Below are 20,071 nucleotides of genomic sequence, written 5' to 3'. Positions count from 1 at the left end.
GGGGGTGAGTAGTATCAGAAGGACAGAAGTCGACCTGACAGGTGGGTCGGCACTTCGATCATCTTGCCAACTTAGTGAGTATTTTGCCCGTCAGCATGACGTGTTTATGGGCGTGTTTCTGTGTGACTGAACCAAATGTGCATAACAAATGCAGCCTGAAAGCTGCGGGGGAATTTCCACAAGCGCCCACTCACGCGCAGGAACCCTCGCTCGGGGATGGCAGCTTCAATCAGGAAGACGAGAAACTACCATGTCAGAAATCTACGTATCAAGCCAGGCAGAATTGCTCTCGGCACTCTCCAAAGCGTCGGGTGGCGACACAATCCTGCTGAAATCCGGTGATTACGGATCAATAAAGTTAGATGGTCTGAAATTCGATGACTATGTGACCATCAAATCCGCAGACGGCAATATGGGGGCAGAATTTGATTCTGTCGATTTTTTTGGGTCAAGCTACATACGCCTTGATGGTGTAACAGTTTCGTCACCAATGGCTCAATCTGCTATTGAGATTTCCGCCAGTGATCACATCGCTATCATTAACTCTGAGATCCACGGCCCCACCGACCAACCGTATCCGATCGAAGGTCCGACTTTTGGTATCTATTCTCACGACAACAGTGATACGATCACGATCTCAGGCAACGACATTCATCACGTTCTGAACGGTGTCGCTAACTTTGCAGTCACCAACCTGACGCTGACCGAAAACAACGTAAACTATATCGGCGCAGACGCGTTTAAATTCAGCGGAGTCGACGGCGGCGTGATCCAGAATAACATCGGGCCGACTCATTTCTATCCCTCCGACGATGCCCATGCCGACTTCATGCAGTTTCAGGGCAACCCGTCCAGTAATCTGGACATTTCGGGTAACGTCCTGCTCCTTCAAAACCGATTTGATATGCAGGGCATCTTCTTTGGCGGCAAAGGCGGCCATAACAACCTGAATATCGAGCAGAATATCATCTATACCCAGATGGGAAATGGTATTTACATCAATGATGGTGATGGCAGCACAATCACGATCTCCCACAACACACTAATCAATGCACTCAGCACGACCGGCCCGGTCACCCGGATCGCTGCCCCCTCGGGTTCAACTGTGGAGTATAATATCCACTCCAAAAAGAACGGCGAACTCAGCGGCGATAACATTGTTATGCAACACCTCGATCCGAGTGACGAGTTTTACTATTCGGATTTGTTCGTTGGCCTGCTGGACGGCAAGGGCATCACGATTGAAGACCTGCAGCCCGTCGAAGGTAGCCTAGCGGAAAGCTATGGTGCTTATGACCGCCTCATGGAACTGCTCAACGGAACAGAGGGTGACAATACCGGAAGTCAGCCCACACCAGAACCAACCCCGGAACCAGAGCCGACGCCGGAACCAGAACCAACGCCGGAACCAGAACCAACGCCGGAACCGGATAGCGGAAACACTGACCAAGGGTCCGTCGTCACCCCGACACAGGGCACCATATTTGCGATGATGGGCGAGCGCGAAATTGCCGGATCTGGTGATGTGTTGGAAGCCGCACATTCCAAAGATCTGGAAGTATCTTCCGGAACACTCGCCTTCTCGTTCAATGCCGATACGGTCTCGGGCACGAAGGGGCTGGTCTCCAAGGATGCTTCTGGCGACGGCCATCATTTTACCAGCTATATCAAGCAAGGCAGTCTCTACATCCGTTTCCAGGATGGTGAGAACACTGAAACGATCCGAGTCAAAGGTATCAAAGCCGACACTGATTATGATGTGCAGGTGGCAGTTGGCGAAGGCGGAGCAACCGTTTGGTTGAACGGTTCTATTGCCGGAACAGTCTCTACGGATATGGACTGGTCGCAGAATACGGAATACCTGCAGATTGGCGGCATTGGTTGGGCTTCCCAATCAGGCGAAGACGGGTTCAAGCACACTTTTGATGGCACCATTTCAGATGTTGTACTTGTAGAAGGACTGAAAACCCCGGACGAGATGGGGGCAATCATGGCCGGAGAGGGAACTTCACCTGGTAGTGATCAGGACTCACCGGTCGTGGACGAACCGCCTGTTTATCCAAACTCTGTCTTCAGCATGGAGGGTGATAGCGAATTTTTCGGTTTCACCAAAGATATCGTCAATGAAGCGCATAAGTCGGCTTTCGAACTCAGCGAAGGTACCATTTCCTTCAGCTTTAATGCCGACAGCGTCAACGCCCGCCAGGGCCTGATGTCGAAGGACGCGTCAGGCTACCAAGGTGGTGGCGATCATTTCTCGGCCTGGATACATAAGGGGACCCTATATGTCCGTTTCCAGGATGGCGAAAATGATGCCCTATTCAAGGTTGATAACATCAAAGCCAACCAAGAGTACGAAGTCACCGCCTATTTCCAACAGGGCGAGGTTGGCGTGTACTTGGATGGTGAACTACTCGGAACCGAAGTCCTGAATATGGACTGGACCGATAATGCTGAATATCTGCAGGTTGGCGGTCTTGGCTGGGCTAGTGACACTGGCGATGATGCCGTGGGATATGCTTTTGACGGTACAATCTCTGATGTTGCGATCTTCGACGAAGTATACACACCACAGGATATTGACCTGATCGTGTAAAAGAGATGCGGTAGGAACTGATCTTAAATCGGGCCGGAAATCACAGGGTTTCCGGCCCGATTTAGTTTTGAGCAGCATGTGCAAAAAAACCTTTACTATTAACATAATAAATCTTACCGGATGCAAAGTTGTAGCCGCAAAGCTGGCTGGTCTCCGGAACAGATCACGGAGCGTATACGCTTGGAACGTCATCCGATCCGTGTATCCCATGAGACAATCTACCGTTTTGCCTATATCAAGGATGGCCGTGACGAGCAGTTCGACCGGTATCTCCCCGAAAGCCGCAGACCGCGCAAAAACCAGCGGCACAACCACACGCAGATATTTGTGACACCCCAAGCCTGTCACGTATGCCAGAGAAATCTGTGTGGTGTGTAGGGCCGACTGAGCACCTAAAAAATCGCGGCATGGCAGGATAAGGTGACTGCGTTACAAATTTGTATTTTTGCAACTCTGCATTTTAGAAATAATAGCTAAGGCTGTCGATTTTCCCACATATCCAAATGAGGCCTCGGAACATAATTCCGACCACAAAAAAGAACGGCGGCAAGTTTGCCGCCACTCGAAACTTAAGTTTTGGGCAATCAGGCTGCTTGCTGCTTACGCCGACGCATAAAGCCGAGACCCGCCAAGCCACCAATCAGCAGAAGACCGGTTGCTGGGAGCGGTACGGGAGCGGGGGCAACCTCAACGCTCTTGATGATGAAGTTATCGTCCGATACGCAGAAGATATGGTATTTGCATGTATGTCCATCCGCCAGAACGGTAAAGGCCCTCGCAATCACGCCACCGAAATGGAATGAATTTTGGGTATTCTCATCAGCGGCGATCGTGTGACCCACATAAATATCCCAGTCGTCTTTGTCATCAACATGTGAGAAGGTCACCGAAACAAAACGCACCGCCTTGTTAAAGGCGAATGTCAGCCATTCATCAAACAGGCCATCCAGAGTGGATGTGTCATCCCATTTCGTGCGCACTCCAATACCATTACGGAACTGAGAAATTCTGGGGTTGTGGGCAAGTGAACCCGCTGTGACTGTGCCCGAAACACCGTCCACGTTGAATGTGCCTTTGGCACCCGAAATGTGAAGATCACCACCGTTCATGAGGTTGATAGTGGCGGCATGCGCGCCCATGGCCATCATCAGTATGACGAAAGCTATCGCGAGAATTCGGTGCATTTTAACCCCTAGCAACATTTAAAACGTTAAATTCCTTTCATTCATCTTAGCAGAAATAACACATTCCAAAAAGTGAAAGGTTGCCCATCGACACACAATAACCTCATTTCAGAGAGGCTTACCTATAAGATTAAGGATTCATTAAGATGTTATGACTGCTCTTTTTAAAGGTTTGTGAACAATTTAAGGAGAAATGTGCCATTGTTCACATTTGAGAGAGGGTTTCGGAGCACCCGATTCTCAATCGTGGGGATACAAATGTTGCGTAAAGCCCACCTACTTGTTGTCTACCCCACCCGCTTTTTGATCCAGCCTAGAAACGCCTTGTCCGGGCTGCGCAGCGCCTTGCGACCGGAGCTGGCCCAAAATCCCTGCCATTCGGCCTCCAGCGCGTAGACATCCCAGCCAGGCGCCAAAGCGCGCGCGGCTTCAAGGGTTTCGGGTTTCAGGGGCAGGCCGTCGCCTGTCTCGATTACCACAGCGCGACGCGACACGCGGATGATGTCGCCCGGCTCTTCGGTCAACACGTAATCCGGCAGATGATCGGCGGCGATCATGTCGCGCAGCATCTTGCGGAACACCCGGCGCGGAGAAGCCGACCCTGATTTTTTGAGCAGCGTCTCGACTGAGACCCGCCAGTCGGGCTGACGACCGCAATGCTTGCGGGCCAGCTCATAGATGCGCCGCTCCAGCGGTTTGCGCAGGCGAAAATAGTCCCGGCTCAGCGTCAGTACTGATTTCGCCAGCACCGCCCGGAACAACCAGTCCGACAGTTTGACCGAGACGCTGACCATCCGCCCTGCCCGTGTGTGGCGCACGATCTCCCAACTTTCGATCAGGCCGAAGCCCGTGGTCGTCTCGACGCCGCCGGTGACCATGTTGGTGGTGATGCGGGTGCCGGCCAGACGCTCGAACGCCTCGCGCAGCCGTTTGTAGCCATCCCCCGACGTTTCGCGGTTGGTGGCCACCAGCAGATCATGCGCCTTCAGATGCAGCACCCGGCTGACCTGTTTCCCGGCGTTGATCGCAGCCATCAGCTGGCTAATACAAAAGATCAGGATGTCCTTGTCATGGATCGTCGCCAACCCCCGCACCGAAGGCGTGACGGTGATTTCCACCCCGTTATGTTCATAGTTCAGGATGCGGCGGTCAGGCCGGGTCGACAGCGAGAACATCGGATGTTCCATCGATCCCATGTCGGTCTTGGGCAGCGCATCGAAAATATCGCAGACGAAGAAATCAGCTGTTGGATACCGGTCCGGCAGCAGCCCCCCTGCCCCGGCAGTTGCATCGCTGCTCATGAAAAATCAATCAGAACTGAAGCGCTCCAGCCCATATTTCTGCCCCTGACCTGCCCGAATCTTTTATCGTGGTTTTATTGACGCTCACCCTAGAGTTATCCACAGGTCGGGTAAAGCATCAGATCGTGGGATCAGAGTCGGTCCAACGTGGGATCAGAATCGCATTATCGTGGGATCAGATTCACCAAGCCCCCGAAAAAGCTCTCAGAATTGTTGGTTTTCAAAGCTTTAAGTGACAGGATCGAAAACCGTAACTAATATATAACCATATTCTAACTAAAAAAAAATTTGAGCAGACATTCTGAAGCCCCGATTGAGATGATCACAGGCCATTGATTTTCTTATAAAATTGTATCTGAGTATTCAAAGCTCTTCCGTATGCTGTGTTTTATGATACACTGAGAAAAACACGGCACATCGAGCAGAAACAACATGGCCACATCATCGAAAGACAGGCTTCCGCCTTATTTCAATATTGATCCGGATACAGCACTTTCCGAATTGGGCGAACCTTCTACAACAGCGGGTTTTGCCGCAATCGCCAGTGCTTGCGCACTTGGTCGCGAAGACCTGTCCAGTCGGGGCTTGGAGGATGGCGAAGCGCGGCAGCTTCGTCTGTTTTCAACCTGGGAAATCACCCGCTATCTGATCCCGGTTGCGGCCCCCCACTTCCGGCGGGTGCTACGCGCCAACCCGGGTTTGCCGCAGGGCCGATCCGAAACCGAAGGCGGCGCCAAGTGGTTTACGCTGGACGAGGTGTTGCAGCTGAGAACGCATTTCGCATCGGAAGGATCTAAGGCGAAGGAGTACCGCCCATATCGACCCGAGGGGGTGCCGGCCAAGCTGGTTTCGGTCGCCAATTTCAAAGGCGGCGTGGGCAAGACGTCGACCTGTGCCCATCTGGCCATGTCGGCGGCGCTGGACGGTTACAAGGTGCTTGTGATCGACCTGGATAGTCAGGGCTCGATGACATCGATCTTTGGCGGCAAGGTCACGGATGAATGGCAAACAGTATTCCCCCTGCTAGCCCGCCATTACGCCGGATATCTGCGGCGGGAAAACCAGGGCCGGCTGGATCGCGGAGAAGCCCCCCACCCCATCGACGACACGCTGATGGAAGCATTGGAAACCCGTGCCGATGGTCTGATCCAGAAAACCCACTGGCCCAATATCGACTTGATCGGAGCGCAGCTGAACCTGTACTGGGCCGAATTCCAGATCCCTGTCTGGCGGATGCAGGCGCGCGGCTGGAAACTGTGGGACGCCTTGACCGAGACGCTTGAGGCGGATGGCATCCTTAACGACTATGACCTGATCTTCATCGATACCCCGCCCGCGCTTGGGTATCTGACGATCAATGGCTTGTCGGCGGCGGATATTCTGCTGGTGCCCATGGGTGCCTCGTTTCTGGAATTTGATTCCACGGGTAGGTTCTTCGACATGCTGCATTCCACCTTTCAGTCAATCGAAGAAGGGGAAAACATGGCCGCGCGTGCATTGGGGCGCGAAGAGATGGCCTTTGAATGGGATGCGGTGCGTACGGTGATCACCCGGTATGACGGCACTCAGCAGGCCGAACTGGCGGGGCTGATGCAATCGTATCTGGGTAGCGCTCTGTCGCCCCACCGGCAGGAATTCACGGCGCTGATCGGTCAGGCGGGTGAGCAGGTGAACGGTATCTATGAGGCCGACTACCGGGATTTCAATCGTGAAACCTATGCACGGGGGCGCGAGACCTTTGACGAAACCTATGCGGCCTTCAAACGGCTGGTTGTGGGCGTCTGGCGGCGCGAGGAACTGGCCTCGCAGGCCGAACAGCAGCCGGAACCCGCGCCATGAGACCCCTGCCCTGCCCGTGTAATGTTTCGCACGCGAAACATGTCTGTCTTCCGTCTGGGTCGCTCGGAAGACCGCACGCAGTGGTAACCGAACGGCGCGCAACAGAGTCTATGACAGCCGGACAAGGAGAAACCTGAGATGGCAAAACGCAAACGGCTAACCCCGGCTCGTACCGATTTTCTGCCTGCTGGTGCCACGGGCGCAGCACCCGAGACAAATTCCATGTTTCCAACGGTTCAATCGGCTCCACCGATTGCGCAGGTCGCTGGAGATACGGCCTTACAGGCTGCGGTGGATGATCTGAGCACCGAAATTCGCTCCGCCCGTGCGGAGGGCCGATTGGTGCAGCAGGTGCCTCTGGACGCAATTGAGGAAACCCATCTGGTACGTGACCGCATTCTGGTGGACGGGGATGAGATGGCTGCTCTGGTCGAAAGCCTGCGTGCGCGTGGCCAGCAGACTCCGATCGAAGTGGTGAAACTGGCTGAGGGGCGGTTCGGCCTGATTTCCGGTTGGCGCCGCCTAACCGCGTTGAAGGCCCTTTATTCGGAAACAGGAGAAGAGCGCTTTGCCACTGTACAAACCCTTCTCAGACGGCCTGAGAGCGCCTCGGATGCCTATCTGGCGATGGTCGAGGAAAACGAAATCCGCGTCGGGCTGTCCTATTATGAACGGGCCCGGATTGCGGCCCGCGCGGCCGAGCAGGGGGTCTATACTAATGAGGGTGCCGCCCTGCGCGGCTTGTTCACCTCCGTCAGCCGGGCGAAACGATCCAAGATCGGATCCTTCATTGTCATCTATCACGCATTGGACGACCATCTGCGTTTTGCTGCGGCAATCCCGGAAAGGCTCGGACTGAGCCTGTCGAAGGCATTGAAGGAAGATCCTGCTCTGGGGCCCCGTATTGCCCGGGAACTGGGCAGGGCGCAGCCGGATACAGTTGAGGGCGAGGCAGCGCTGCTGAATCGGCTGTCTCAGGCAAAGAAACAGGCTCTATACAAGGGTTCTAATATGCCAGCCTGTCCAGGTGAAACTATTGGATCCGTCACTCTGACCCGTTCTACCAATGGTAAATCCCTGATACTGACTGGGATGACCGATGATCTGCACACACGGCTGAAAGCGTGGCTGGCCGATCAGCTCTGAAGTGTTTCGCGCGCGAAACATCACGGTTCAGGAGCTTGCGTTGTATCGTAGGGCTGGCCATAACTCTGAGAATGTATGATCCGTTTTAAGTTTTAGTTTGTGGAAGAGTTTCGTGTCAGCACCTGTGCCCAAAGTTTCCATTATAGTTATCAGCTACAACACCTGCGAAATGACGCTGGAGTGTCTGCGTTCGGTTCAGGCTGAAACCCGATTGTCTTATGAACTGCTCGTGGTGGACAACACTTCAACCGATGGGTCCGCTGAGGCGATCGCCCGCGAGTTTCCCAATATCACTCTTCTGGCTGAGGGGGAAAATCATGGTTTTGCCAAGGCCAATAATATCGCCGCCGAGCGGGCCCTAGGGGAATATATCCTGCTGCTCAATCCGGATACCGTGGTTCTGGACGCGGCCATAGACAAACTGGTCGCCTTTGCCCAGACCCGGCCTGACGCCCGCGTTTGGGGCGGGCGTACGCTATACGGCAACCGCAGCCTCAACCCCACCTCCTGTTGGCGCCGGATGAACCTGTGGAATATCTCTTGCCGTACCTTCGGGCTGACCGGTATTTTCCCGAACAGTCCGGTTTTTAACTCCGAGGCCTATGGCGGGTGGGACCGTGGCGCCGAACGCCAGGTGGATATCGTTACGGGCTGCTTTCTGTTGATCCGGCGGGAAGACTGGCAGTCGCTGGGTGGGTTTGATCTGACATTTTTCATGTACGGCGAAGAGGCCGATCTATGTCTGCGGGCGACCCAAACCCTCGGGGCCGCACCGCGCATGACCCCTGATGCTGTGATTGTGCACTATGGCGGAGCTTCCGAGAAGGTCCGTAGCGACAAGATGGTGCGTCTTTTGCAGGCCAAGAACGAACTGATAAACCGCCATATTCCCGGTTGGCAAAGACCACTAGCGAAGGTGCTGTTTGGGTTCTGGCCTCTGACCCGGCGGTTGGCTTTCTCCGTGCTGCGTCCGGGTGGAGACAATGCGCAGGTGTGGTCCGAAATATGGAAGCGCCGCCAGGAATGGCGTCGCGGATTTTCGGGGTAGTGGCTCTATTGTGATTTGGTGTTACTCGAATAACTTGCGCTGCGGTACAACTATCACGTCGCCCGGGGCCAGAACCGTGCTGCCCGAGATGCCGCCGCCATTTGTGCGATAATTGTACAAAAAGACCTGATCACCCCGGCGCAGCTGGATACGTTTGTCCGCTGCGAAACGGGTCAGCCCGCCAGCCTGGGCGATTGCATGCAGAATTGTGGTGCTGGGGGTAGCTTGCAGTTTTCCCGGATTGGCGATCTCGCCTGTGACGTAGACTTCCTTTGTGGCCGGGATGGCGGCGGCTGCAGGCGGTGGTACAGCAACGGCACCAACCGAGACGAATACGGTCGGAGGAGCGGCAAAATTGGATGCCAGTGCACTTGTCAGATCAGTTTTAACCTGATCGACAGTACGTCCGCCGGCGGAAATACTGCCTGCAAGCGGAAAGCTGATCGATCCGTCGGGCAAGACCAGCGTGTTGCGGTTGAGGCTGGTGTCTTCCAGCACTTCAATATTGAGCGAATCGCCCGATTTGATCCGGTAATTGCTTTGCGCCTGCGCTGAGACTGCAAGGAGCATTATGGTAAAAAATCCGAACAGAACCCTGAACATAGCTGGTCCTCATAAATGCTTAAGTTGAGAGAGCAGGTTAGCGTGTATCCACGCAGTCCGTAAGACCTGGCAGAGTCGTGGTCCGCAGGTTGTGACCGGAATGCCCCTTGGAATTCAATTATCTGCGCTGTTTGTCGGGACTGTTTCCAATTCCGATGTCAAACCTGCGATCGCAGCCGTCACGGTTTCCAGCAGCGGGGCAGGGGGATCCAGTTCGATGGCGGCTTGGAACGCTTCCAGAGCTTCGGCGTTCTGGTTCAGCGCGGCATAGGTGGCTCCCAGATGGTATTGCACCATCGGGTCGCCAGACAGATTTTGTGCCGCCGGTTTCAGATGAATCAGAGCATCGTCGAAATCGCCCCGGCGATAGGCAATCCAGCCATAGGTGTCCTGAAAAGCAGGTATGTCTGTACCGCGAAGACGGCGTGCTATGGTAAATGCGCGCTCCAAGCTTTCTGCGTCGTCCCTATATGAAGCCAGAAGGCTTGCCAGGTTATTGGCAAAAATTGGTATATGGCTGTTTTCGGCGTAGAGTACCTCATACATTCCGATGGCACCGTCAATATCACCGAGTTGTTCCAGTGCTCCGGCTTTGACCCACCGCAGATTAAGGTTGCCGGGCAGGGCTGCCAAGCCTTCAGCCAGGACTTGGGCGGCTGCGTCCGGATTGCCTTGAATGGTTTTCAAACGGTAGAGTGCCAGCCAGACCTGTTCGGTTTCGGGTGCGTCCTCCAAAAGCGCCTGAAAGGCGGCTTCTGCCTCGTCCGGGCGGTTGTGGAGAATCAGGATCGATCCTTTCACGAACCGCAGTGCCGGGTCGTCCGGTGTCTCCTGCAGGGCTTGCTCGACCCGGGTCAGGGCTGTGTTGATTTCACCCTGCCCGATATAGGACCGGATCAGGCCGACCTCGGCCACCTGACCGAAGGTCTGGTCTTGTGAGAGTGTTTCCAGAAAGGACAACAGCGCCTCTTCATTGCCTCGTCCTGCCAGCATCCGCGCCGTGAGGTTGTTCGTGATACCGGCTGTGTCTTCGCCAAAATTGTCCAGCCGGTCGATGACACCCTGAGCCCGGCCCCAGTCTTGCAGGTCTACGTACAGTGTCCCGAGGGTCGCCAGCAGTTCAATATTGTCCGGCCGCGCCCGCAACGCGTCGATCAGTACGGATTCTGCGTTTAGACCCTGTTCGTTGCTGGCCAGAAATGTCGCATACCGCAAGGATTCCTCGGGGGCGGCGCCGGAAGCTTCGACCGCCAGTGACAGCATCTCGGCCATCAGGTCACGGTTGCCGTCGCGCTCGTGAGCGCTGGCCAAAAGTGTCATCAATTGTGCGTCGCGCGGGCTTTCCCCAAGGGCGGCGCGCAGCAGTGCGATGGCCTCACCGGTGCGGTCATCCTCTATGAGCCAGCGGGCCTTGAGTTTTGCGGCCCCCACATGACGCGCATCCGAGGTTATAACCTCTTCAACCAATGCTTTTGCCTGTTCAGTGCGATCAGTAGCGTTCAGCATGCGCGCCAGTGTGGTTTTGATATTGTTGGTCTCTGCTGAGGGCTCGGCCTTGACAAGGACATCCCGTAGTTCGGCGATAGCGGCCTCGGCATTTCCGTTTTCGTAGGCGAAAACGGCCCGTAGTGACCGGTAGGCGGTGTCATGAGGACCGGTGGTCGCCAAGGCCGCATCCAGCTCGGTCAGGGCGGCCTCGGGGCTGCGATACTCATTGAGGAACCGGATCAGCCGGATGCGGTTGTCGGGAGTCTCTGCATCCGGGTCGACTTCGGCTCGCAGGTAAGCTTCGGCGGCCTCGAAATTCTCGTTTGTCAGATACCAGTTCAGCAACAGCGAAACGACGTTCGGATCGTCGGGAAACTGCCCGGTCATCTGCAGCATCTGTGATTCGATGCCGGCCATGTCGTCCATCTCGTTCAGTACTGCCAGACGCATTGTATAGAGGGGTGTGAAGTCTGGAGATGTTTGTAACGCCGCGTCCAGCGCGTCCAGCGCAGCAGGCCAGTCCTGACCCTGGATCAGTTTGTCAATCACGACCTGATGCGCGCCGATCAGATCCGGGTTCTCGGCCAAAAGCGACCGCGCGGTTTCAAAGGCGGTCGTTTGCGCGGCACTGTCCCTATCACTTGTAGCATCGCGATAATTCAGCACCGCCAGCATAGATCGGGCCCGCGGGTCTTCTGGAGCGATTTCAGCAGCGGCGCGCCCATGACGTTCAACCTCTTCCCAATCGCCGCTTTCTAACGCCATCTCTGCCAAGGCTTGTCGACCTTCCAGATTGTCCGGGTATTGTTCGACCAACCGCAGATACTGACCATATGCTTCGGGGATAGCACCAAGTTCACGCTGCATCTGGGCAAAAGTCAGACGGGCTTCTTTATGTGTGCCATTCAGCTTGAAAACATTGCGAAACTCGATTTTGGCTCGTTCGAAATCGCCGTTTTCCAGATGCTCCAGTGCGGTTTGAAAGTGTTTTTCAGCCCGTTCTTCCGCCGTATCACAGGCGGCCAGAAGACCGAGCCCGAGGATAAGGGCAAACCTCAGTAAGCTGTTTTGCAGCATGCTATTGATCTTCCAGCCCCAGATGCAGGAACCATGCGTTGTCGGTTCGTGTCAGTAACCCGAACAGCGTAGAACAACGCCCACAGTTTTTACAAGAATCGACAGGTCAGTTTTGAATGTCAGACTGTCATAATAGTTTTTGTCAAACCGAGCCCGCGCGGCAAAAGTTGTCTCGTTGCGATCAGAAACCTGCCACGACCCGGTAATGCCCGGGCGCATGGCGTAATAGACCTTTCCGGGATACAGGGGCTTCTGATCTTCCATCATGGGGCGGGGGCCGACGATGGACATATCTCCGCGCAGGACGTTCCACAGTTGAGGCAATTCGTCGAGGGACGATCTGCGCAGGAATTTCCCGATCGGTGTGATGCGGGGGTCATTCTTCAGTTTCTGTGTGCTGTTCCATTCGGCCCGGGCTTTGGGATCAGCAGCCAGATGAGCCTCCAGCCTCTCTTTAGCATTGGGTTCCATGGTGCGGATTTTCAGCATTTCAAAGATTGTGCCATCTTTGCCGATCCGACGCTGGCGAAAAAACGGCGACCTCCCGGTCATCACGATAATAAGCGCGAAGACGGTCACTAAAGGCACAGCAAACGGTGCCACCAGGACAACCAAAACAACGTCAAACAAACGCTTGATGCGATCCCGATAGAATCTTGAAGGCTGTGTCGCGATGCTGTGATGACGAAGCCGCTCGGCGGACGCCGTTTCGGCCGCAGCGAATTCTTTTACATGAGATGTCATAAACAAAATAACCCCAAACACTTACAACAGTCTGCTCAGACCTCGTTGTCACTATTAAATTCGCGCCTAAAACTGGCGCATAACACAAATGGGCGATGGTTCTTTGTAATTTCCCCCACCAAAGGTTTAACAGCTTTGAGTTTGTTTTTGCATAAAAATTGAATGACAGAGGTCAGGAAGTTTTTAAGTGGTTATATTTCAATGATTTTCACGTTGAGTAAAGTTTAGGCAGTGCTCCATTCCATGCATGGGCAATCACAGATGTTTCCGTTTTGGGCCCATTGTTCGGGATTGATCAACATTCCAGTCATCATGCCGAACACTTGTGAGAAAGGTTGGAAGACCAATGCACTGAGGTGCCGTACACTGAAAAACGATTGACTTTGGACATGCATCTGTAGGTTTTCGACGACGATGGCATATGGGTGTGCATGCTTCGTTAGGCTCTGTTCCTGATGATTTTTTCTCTCGCTGGCGGCGCCAAACGCAGCTTCATCCAGTGTGTCTAGATACTCACGCACGGCGCGGGGCGCATCTGCCGGATCGATGCCCGCCGCTGACCAAATCTTCAGCGATGCAGTGGGCGACAGTTGTCTCGAACAGATGCCGCAACAATTCGCTTTCATGGAAGCGGCCATGCCTGTTCTTGGAAAACCGTTCTCTGATTGCGGGGATGTCAACGGAAGTCGGCATTGTCGCTGCGGGGCACTGTTCTCTCCGAGGTCGACTTGTGTCGCCTCATAATGGCTTCCGGGGGCTGAACGTCTCCATATGTCGAATGCGGGGTATGCTTTGCCCCATGTTCTCGAACGAGATCGATCTGCCTTCCGTCCCGCAGGGACTTCGCGTCCAACCGTTTCCGGCGGATATCTAGATCAGGTAGCGGCCTCCTTGGTCCAATGGAATTCTTCTCCGGTTTTCCAGAGTGTCAACATGAGCACGGCGAGTTTCCGGGCGGTCGCCACAGCGGCCTTTTTGAAACCGCGCCTCGCGGCGAGCCGGACAGCCCAGGACTTCAAAGGCGAATATCGCTTCACACGACTGATCAATGTACTGGCCGCCTCGTACAGCAGACGACGCATGGCGGCATCGCCTCGCTTGGATATGCGGCCAGAATAGTCGACCTCACCGGACTGATATCGCCTCGGCGTTAAGCCCAGGAACGCTCCTACATTTGTTGTTTTAGGAAATCGCTCTGCGTTCTCGATCAGCGCCAGAAAGCTCAAGGCGACAACCGGGCCTACGCCTGGGATCGTCATCAATCTACGCGACAGGTCATGGCGTTTGGCAATCGCGGCAATCTCATCCTCAAGCGCAGCCGCCGCTGAACACACTGCCTCGTGCGAGGGGAGTACATGATCGATGATGACGGCTAGCGCCGGATCGGATTGCCGCGCAACTGACAGCTGATCTCTGAACCGCTGTCGCTGCCGCCCATTGCCGATTGCGGTCAGGCGAATGCCAAATGTCTTCAGGATCCCCCGCATATGAGCCTCAATCTCCATTCTGAGACGCACAAAGCGATCCCGAGCCCCAATGATTGTACGAAGACGGTCCGCATCTACGCTGCGGACGTGAACGGCGGTAAACCAGCCGATCCTGGCCAATTGAGCTAATCCTTCCGCGTCCGAACGATCAGATTTGTTTAGCTTGGCTGATAAAACCTTGTGGGCTGACCTCGCATCAATGCAAATCGCAGGCAGCCCCAAATCTTCAAGTTGCCGCTGAAGCCAGATCGATATCTGTCCGCTTTCATGCACGATCCTCTGCGGCGCCACCTCTTGCTTTTCCAAGGCATCCCGGACGGCCAACGGACAAAAGGGCAAGCTTCTACGCAAGACGACACGCCCCTCTTCATCGACAACACACATGGAAATCTCTTTCAAAGAAACATCCAAACCAGCAAAGTACTTCATGGTCGTTCTCCTCACGGCATTTATCCATGAGGCCAACATACCGGACCTCGCTCGCCACCGGAGAGCGGCCGCCGCAATCACATCATGTCGAATGATCAGGCATGCAGTCAGCCAGATATCCCTAAAATGGAAACAATGATGTTTATGGTGTGATTTTGTGCAGCGTATTGTGCCGGAATGCGGCAGTATGAACAAGTTCATTGTCACTTTCTGACATAATTAATATGGTCAAGCGATACGAGATGCGAAGCGTGTTTTGGCTACCGTTCAATCTCGTTTAACGAGTAAGTCGTGTGAGGGGTTATGAAAGTCTTTCTGCAGAAAGTTGCCGTGGCGGCGACAGCTGTCACAATCGCAGTTGCTGTTCCGGCAACGGCAGCAACATTAAATCTCAATGGACCTGCCGCTGGAGGTTATAAAAAGGTCAAGGTGACCGCTCCAAGCATTGGCTATCATGATACCCGCGTTAACGCCGGTGCTTATGATATGACCGAAACAACTCCGGCACCAAACAATGTTCTTGGCGATTTCGTTGCGTTCTGCCTAGATTTAGCAGCTTGGATCGGGACTGGAACGGGATATGATTACAAAATCACGAAGACGCCATTCTCGAACAGCGTTGACCTAATTTCTAATGGTGGGCTTCAACGCATCCAGGCGATTTTTGATGCGAATTACAGCCAGTCCGTTGCCGCTGACAACAGGACAACATCGGCTGCTTTCCAGGTAGCTTTGTGGAACGCCGTCTACGATGATGACTGGACCGTCACTGGTGCAGTCGGAGACGGCTTTAATGCCGTAGGTAAATATGGGGGGGTCAATGGTGTGATCACCCAGGCTAACGCTTACCTTGACGCGGCACAGAACTATACTGGTGACAAGAAATGGCGTCTGAGCTTTCTGGAAAGCACTGCGCAGCCATATCGTTACCAGAACCTGGTTGCCGTGGCACCGGTGCCGCTGCCGGCTGCCGGATTCATGCTGCTGGGTGCATTGGCTGGTTTCGGCCTATTGCGTCGACGCAGATCGACCGCCTGATTTCAAGAATTTTTTTGAATTATCAAGGGGCTGCCATAGAGTGGCCTCTTTTTGATGCAATAGTTACTCCTAACGGGAGCGCGGTGTACCGGAAAACTGTTGCGACAAAAGTGGATTTTCGGCACATTTACTCTACTTATGAGGGTGGCGCGCTATCTTTGTAGCTTGGAGTGTTCCGATGGGAATTCTGGTGTTGGCAGTAGTGACAGGTTTTATCGGTGCTGCCATAGCATTCCTCTCGGGTTATGGGGCATTCGCGGTAATGGGTGTATATTGTCTTACCGGGCTGGCCAGCATCCTTTTGGTTGCATTGCCAGTAATATGGCTATGCTCGCTGCGTAAGAGATATACCCAAAACACCTATGGAGAGTTAAACTCCGAAGTATAAATCCAGAGTTTGAAATGAAGTAGTTTTGGTATGCTCATTGGTTTGTTGTCGTACAGTGAACGAAGGTGTGCCTTGCTGTAAATTGTTTCTGTGTGATTTGGTGCATCTCCTTAAAATTGCCTGAAATTGATGCCACACATAAGTTAACAGGGGTCTGAGCGTGATAAAAAGAGGTAGACGGTTGTATTAATAGCCCTGCCGGGCCATGTCAGTGTGGAGTGTACGCGGTTCTGGTCAGGCTTACCCCGATCATATCGCAAAGGTTTGTTGTGTAGATGGTTTTAAAAGTTTCTGGGTCACCATGACGACGGGTGATCTCTATATCGAACATTTTGGTCTCAGGGAGCGGCCTTTTACATTGTTGCCGGACCCGGGTTTTTTGTATTGGTCCACACAACACAAGCGCGCTTATTCGATCCTTGAATTTGGCATCATCTCTAAAGCTCCGATTACATTGATCACGGGTGAAATCGGATCAGGTAAGACGACGTTGCTACAAAAGCTGATCAGCCAGATCGATGACGATATCACGATCGGATTGGTCTCAAACGCTCAGGGTGGGCGTGGAGAGTTGTTACAATGGGCGCTCAACGCGCTGGACGTGCCAGCCACTCCAAGGGCACCCTACGTACAATTGTTCCAGACATTGGCGAATTTTCTGATTTCCGAATATGCCGAGGGGCGACGGGTTGTCCTGATCTTCGATGAAGCGCAGAACCTGTCGCGAGAGGGGCTGGAAGAAATACGAATGCTGACCAATATCAACTCTAACAAGGACGAATTGATTCAATTAATTCTGGTTGGTCAGCCCGAGTTGCGGGACGTTGTACTGCAGCCAAAGATGCGTCAGATGGCGCAGCGGGTTGCGGCCAGTTTTCATCTTCCTCGCATGGATGCGGAAACGGTTGCTGGCTATATCGAACATCGTTTGAAGGTTGCAGGCGGTACAGGAGAGGAATTTTCGGCCGAGGCCTGTGACCTTATTCATGCGGCGACCGAAGGTGTGCCACGGTTGGTGAACCAGATCTGCGAGTTTGCAATGCTTTATGCATGGAGCGAGGAGCTTCATTTGGTCACCTCGCAGATTGTGAGAAGCGTGCTGGAGGACGAGGTCTGTTTTGGTGCTATTTCTGTATCTGAACCGGAGGAGGCGGGTCAGGTGCTGAAGCTTGGAGCTCATCAAAAAGTGCCGCCGGAGGAAAAAGCAGGATGAGTAGTATTCGGACGCAGATGAACGGAAAACGGGAAAACTGAACGTGGATTTTCGTTACTACTGGTCGATTTTTGTGCGGCGTTTGCCCTATTTCCTGATAGTGGCCTCGGTGATTAGCGCGGCCTCGGTCATCATCGCGATGACTCTGCCGCCGGCTTACGTGTCCAGCATGAAGCTGATTGTGGAATCGCCACGTATTCCGGATGAGTTGGCTGCGTCGACGGTGCGAACACCGGCACCGGAGCAGCTGCAAATCATAGAACAGAGGCTGTTGACCCGGGCCAACTTGCTGGAGATAGCCAATCGGCAAAATGTCTTCGAAGACCCCTCTGTTATGACGGCTGATAGGATTGTGGCGGGTATGCGGGTCCGTACAGTCATCAAAATACGCACAGGTCGCAACGAAGCTGCGCTGATGGAAATTAGTTTTGAGGGACCTTCAGGCGCAAGCGCTGCGGGTGTTCTCAACGAATACCTAACACTGATCCAGAAGGAAGACGTGCAGTCTAGAACGGGGCGCGCTACCCAAACGCTCGAGTTTTTCAGAACAGAAGTAGATCGGTTGAGCGAGACACTGGCTGAACGCAGCGCCCAGATTTTGGCTTTTAAAACCAAAAACGCGGGTGTGTTACCGGATACACTTAATTTCCGACTGAATCAGCAGACTCTTCTGCAAGAGAGGTTGGCACAGCTGAACCGAGATTTGGCTGTGCTGAATTCGCAGCGCAGCCGGTTGATCGATATCTATGAGACAACTGGTCAGGTTTCGGGAAACCGCATACCTAATCAGACCCCTGAGCAACTGGAACTGGTGGGCCTGCGCCGGGAGCTCAATCAAGCCCTGGCGATTTATTCCACTACCAATCCGCGTGTTAAGCTTCTTGAAGCTCGTATCAAACAGCTTGAGGAACAGGTTGATTCAATGCCGCAACTTGTAGAAGAGAGCGAGCCGCAGTCCGGGAATCCGTTGTTGGATGTTCAGTTGGCGGATCTGGATTCCAGAATTGCAGCTTCCGAAGAACAAAAAATTGATTTGAATCTGCAATTAGACGAACTGCGCCGGACTATTAATCAAACGCCGGAAAAACAGATCCGGCTTGATGATCTTGAGCTCGACTACCAGCATATAGAGGGGCAGTACAATGTTGCGGTCGAGAGCTTGGCCCGCGCCAGTACAGGTGAGCGGATTGAAGTGACGGCGCAAGGTCAGCGCATATCTGTGATAGAACCACCAGTCGCTCCAAGTAGCCCGACCAAGCCTAATCGGATGATGATCGCCGGTGGTGGCAGCTTTTTCGGTATTTTGGCTGGGATTGGCCTAATTGTTTTGCTGGAGTTGCTGAATCGGACTTTGCGCCGGCCAGAAGATTTGGTTGCAAAACTGGATATTACGCCACTGGCGACTATTCCCTATATTTCGACCTCTGGAGAAGTGATGCGTTTCAGGGTGCTGAGGTTGTTGCGGGTGTTTGTCATTGTGGTCGGCGTGCCAGCGGCTGTTTATGCGGTTCATGTATTCTACCAGCCTCTGGATCTGTTGGCTGAGCGGGTTATGGACAAAATTGGTATCCGGTGGTGAGACGAAACGGACAGTCTTTGTCCTGGAAGGATAGTGCTGAATGGAAAAACTGCAGAAAGCTATAGAAAAAGCACGGTCACAGAGAAACAAGAAGGCGTCTGCTCAGTCCGATGTTGTACCGGAGAAGGCTATCCAAGAAGAGGTGTCTACAAACAGAACTACTGATCCCTGGTTTGACCTGACGCCACTCGATATTTCCAAAACAGATATCAGTCAAAATCGGCTTGTCAGCTACGACGGCGGTGCCGCAGCAGGGCCTTATGATATGTTGCGTACACGCATATTGCAGCAGGCTGGCGTCAATGGCTGGAAGAGGGTAGCGATGGTTTCTCCACACAGTGCATGCGGTAAAAGTACCACTGCCGCAAACTTGGCTTTCAGTTTCGGGCGGCAGACTGATTTGCGCACTGTTGTTTTGGATTTTGACCTGCGTCGGGCAGGTTTGTCCTTGATGTTGAAGCAGGACTGTCAATGCACGATGGGTGACATTCTGCAAGGCAAGGCGTTACTTTCTGACCACGGGTATAGAGTTGGGGAGAACGTGGCGCTGGGGTTGAGCCGTGGGGCCGTTACAGATGCAGCTGAAATTCTGCAAAGCCAGAAGGCCAGCGATGTTATTGCGGCAATTGAGGCAGAATTCGAACCCGATCTTGTTTTGTTTGATATGCCGCCGTTACTGGCGGCGGACGACAATTTTGGATTTCTCAAAAACGCTGATTGCGCTCTGCTGATGACGGAAGCTGAACGCACGACGATTGATCAGATTGATGTGGCTGAGCGTCAATTAGCAGAACTCACCAACGTGATGGGCGTGATTATGAACAAATGCCACTATACTGACAGTATTTACGGATATGGGTACGGTTATGGGTACGGTTGATGTGCCACTAGGAATGTACGGATTGGTGAGT

Annotated in this window: 14 protein-coding genes and 2 pseudogenes; 9 read left to right on the top strand and 7 right to left on the bottom strand. The window is 53.6% G+C overall.

Going from position 1 to position 20,071, the window contains the following annotated elements; genetic code table 11:
• The first annotated feature begins 250 nt into the window (after positions 1-250).
• Both AC2FI9_RS20580 and AC2FI9_RS20575 read left to right on the top strand, forming a co-directional pair.
• Positions 251-2,596 carry a LamG-like jellyroll fold domain-containing protein gene (locus tag AC2FI9_RS20580; protein ID WP_496770310.1) on the top strand — a complete coding sequence of 782 codons (2,346 nt, stop codon included), beginning with the start codon at positions 251-253 and terminating at the stop codon, positions 2,594-2,596.
• Positions 2,597-2,725: 129 nt separating this feature from the next.
• Positions 2,726-2,920, top strand: a pseudogene (locus AC2FI9_RS20575) (IS30 family transposase); the annotation flags it as partial.
• 260 nt (positions 2,921-3,180) lie between these two features.
• Here AC2FI9_RS20575 and AC2FI9_RS20570 read toward each other — a convergent pair.
• Together AC2FI9_RS20570 and AC2FI9_RS20565 are read right to left on the bottom strand one after the other, a co-directional pair.
• On the bottom strand, positions 3,181-3,744 hold the full coding sequence (locus AC2FI9_RS20570; protein WP_496770309.1) for a VPLPA-CTERM sorting domain-containing protein: 564 nt from the start codon (positions 3,742-3,744) through the stop codon (positions 3,181-3,183).
• A 323-nt stretch (positions 3,745-4,067) separates the two neighbouring features.
• Positions 4,068-5,081 carry a replication initiator protein A gene (locus AC2FI9_RS20565; RefSeq protein ID WP_496770306.1) on the bottom strand — a complete coding sequence of 338 codons (1,014 nt, stop codon included), beginning with the start codon at positions 5,079-5,081 and terminating at the stop codon, positions 4,068-4,070.
• 432 nt (positions 5,082-5,513) lie between these two features.
• Here AC2FI9_RS20565 and AC2FI9_RS20560 point away from each other — a divergent pair, with 432 nt between their 5' ends.
• From AC2FI9_RS20560 to AC2FI9_RS20550, 3 genes are all read left to right on the top strand, one after another.
• Entirely contained in the window at positions 5,514-6,920 is a 1,407-nt protein-coding gene (locus AC2FI9_RS20560; protein WP_496770301.1) for an AAA family ATPase, read from the top strand.
• 138 nt (positions 6,921-7,058) lie between these two features.
• A complete protein-coding gene (locus AC2FI9_RS20555; RefSeq protein ID WP_496770295.1) occupies positions 7,059-8,066 on the top strand; it encodes a ParB/RepB/Spo0J family partition protein in 1,008 nt (335 codons plus the stop codon).
• Between the two features lie 112 nt (positions 8,067-8,178).
• Positions 8,179-9,114 (top strand): glycosyltransferase family 2 protein, encoded by a 936-nt coding sequence (locus AC2FI9_RS20550; RefSeq protein ID WP_496770292.1) that lies wholly within the window; start codon positions 8,179-8,181, stop codon positions 9,112-9,114.
• Between the two features lie 21 nt (positions 9,115-9,135).
• On the opposite strand, the gene AC2FI9_RS20545 is transcribed toward AC2FI9_RS20550, so the two are convergent.
• The 5 genes and pseudogenes from AC2FI9_RS20545 to AC2FI9_RS20525 all read right to left on the bottom strand — a co-directional run bounded on the left by AC2FI9_RS20545 (position 9,136) and on the right by AC2FI9_RS20525 (position 14,942).
• On the bottom strand, positions 9,136-9,684 hold the full coding sequence (locus tag AC2FI9_RS20545; protein WP_496770290.1) for a polysaccharide biosynthesis/export family protein: 549 nt from the start codon (positions 9,682-9,684) through the stop codon (positions 9,136-9,138).
• A gap of 147 nt (positions 9,685-9,831) precedes the next feature.
• Positions 9,832-12,282, bottom strand: coding sequence for a tetratricopeptide repeat protein (locus AC2FI9_RS20540; RefSeq protein WP_496770287.1), 2,451 nt, complete (start codon positions 12,280-12,282; stop codon positions 9,832-9,834).
• Positions 12,283-12,333: 51 nt separating this feature from the next.
• Positions 12,334-13,026, bottom strand: a complete 693-nt coding sequence (locus AC2FI9_RS20535; RefSeq protein ID WP_496770285.1) for a sugar transferase — start codon at positions 13,024-13,026, stop codon at positions 12,334-12,336.
• Between the two features lie 461 nt (positions 13,027-13,487).
• A pseudogene (locus tag AC2FI9_RS20530) lies at positions 13,488-13,680 on the bottom strand (IS5/IS1182 family transposase); the annotation flags it as partial.
• 221 nt (positions 13,681-13,901) lie between these two features.
• Positions 13,902-14,942: an IS110 family RNA-guided transposase gene (locus AC2FI9_RS20525; protein WP_496770282.1), complete on the bottom strand. Its 1,041-nt coding sequence runs from the start codon at positions 14,940-14,942 to the stop codon at positions 13,902-13,904.
• Between the two features lie 303 nt (positions 14,943-15,245).
• Here AC2FI9_RS20525 and AC2FI9_RS20520 point away from each other — a divergent pair, with 303 nt between their 5' ends.
• From AC2FI9_RS20520 to AC2FI9_RS20505, 4 genes are all read left to right on the top strand, one after another.
• Positions 15,246-15,980: a VPLPA-CTERM sorting domain-containing protein gene (locus AC2FI9_RS20520; protein WP_496770277.1), complete on the top strand. Its 735-nt coding sequence runs from the start codon at positions 15,246-15,248 to the stop codon at positions 15,978-15,980.
• Between the two features lie 689 nt (positions 15,981-16,669).
• Entirely contained in the window at positions 16,670-17,581 is a 912-nt protein-coding gene (locus AC2FI9_RS20515) for an ExeA family protein (protein ID WP_496770274.1), read from the top strand.
• Between the two features lie 43 nt (positions 17,582-17,624).
• A complete protein-coding gene (locus AC2FI9_RS20510) occupies positions 17,625-19,160 on the top strand; it encodes a GumC family protein (RefSeq protein ID WP_496770272.1) in 1,536 nt (511 codons plus the stop codon).
• Positions 19,161-19,200: 40 nt separating this feature from the next.
• Entirely contained in the window at positions 19,201-20,040 is an 840-nt protein-coding gene (locus AC2FI9_RS20505) for a CpsD/CapB family tyrosine-protein kinase (protein ID WP_496770268.1), read from the top strand.
• Positions 20,041-20,071: the final 31 nt, after the last annotated feature.

Source organism: Ruegeria sp. CDSA246 (genome assembly GCF_059611225.1).
This window is presented reverse-complemented; position numbering and strand designations above follow the sequence as displayed.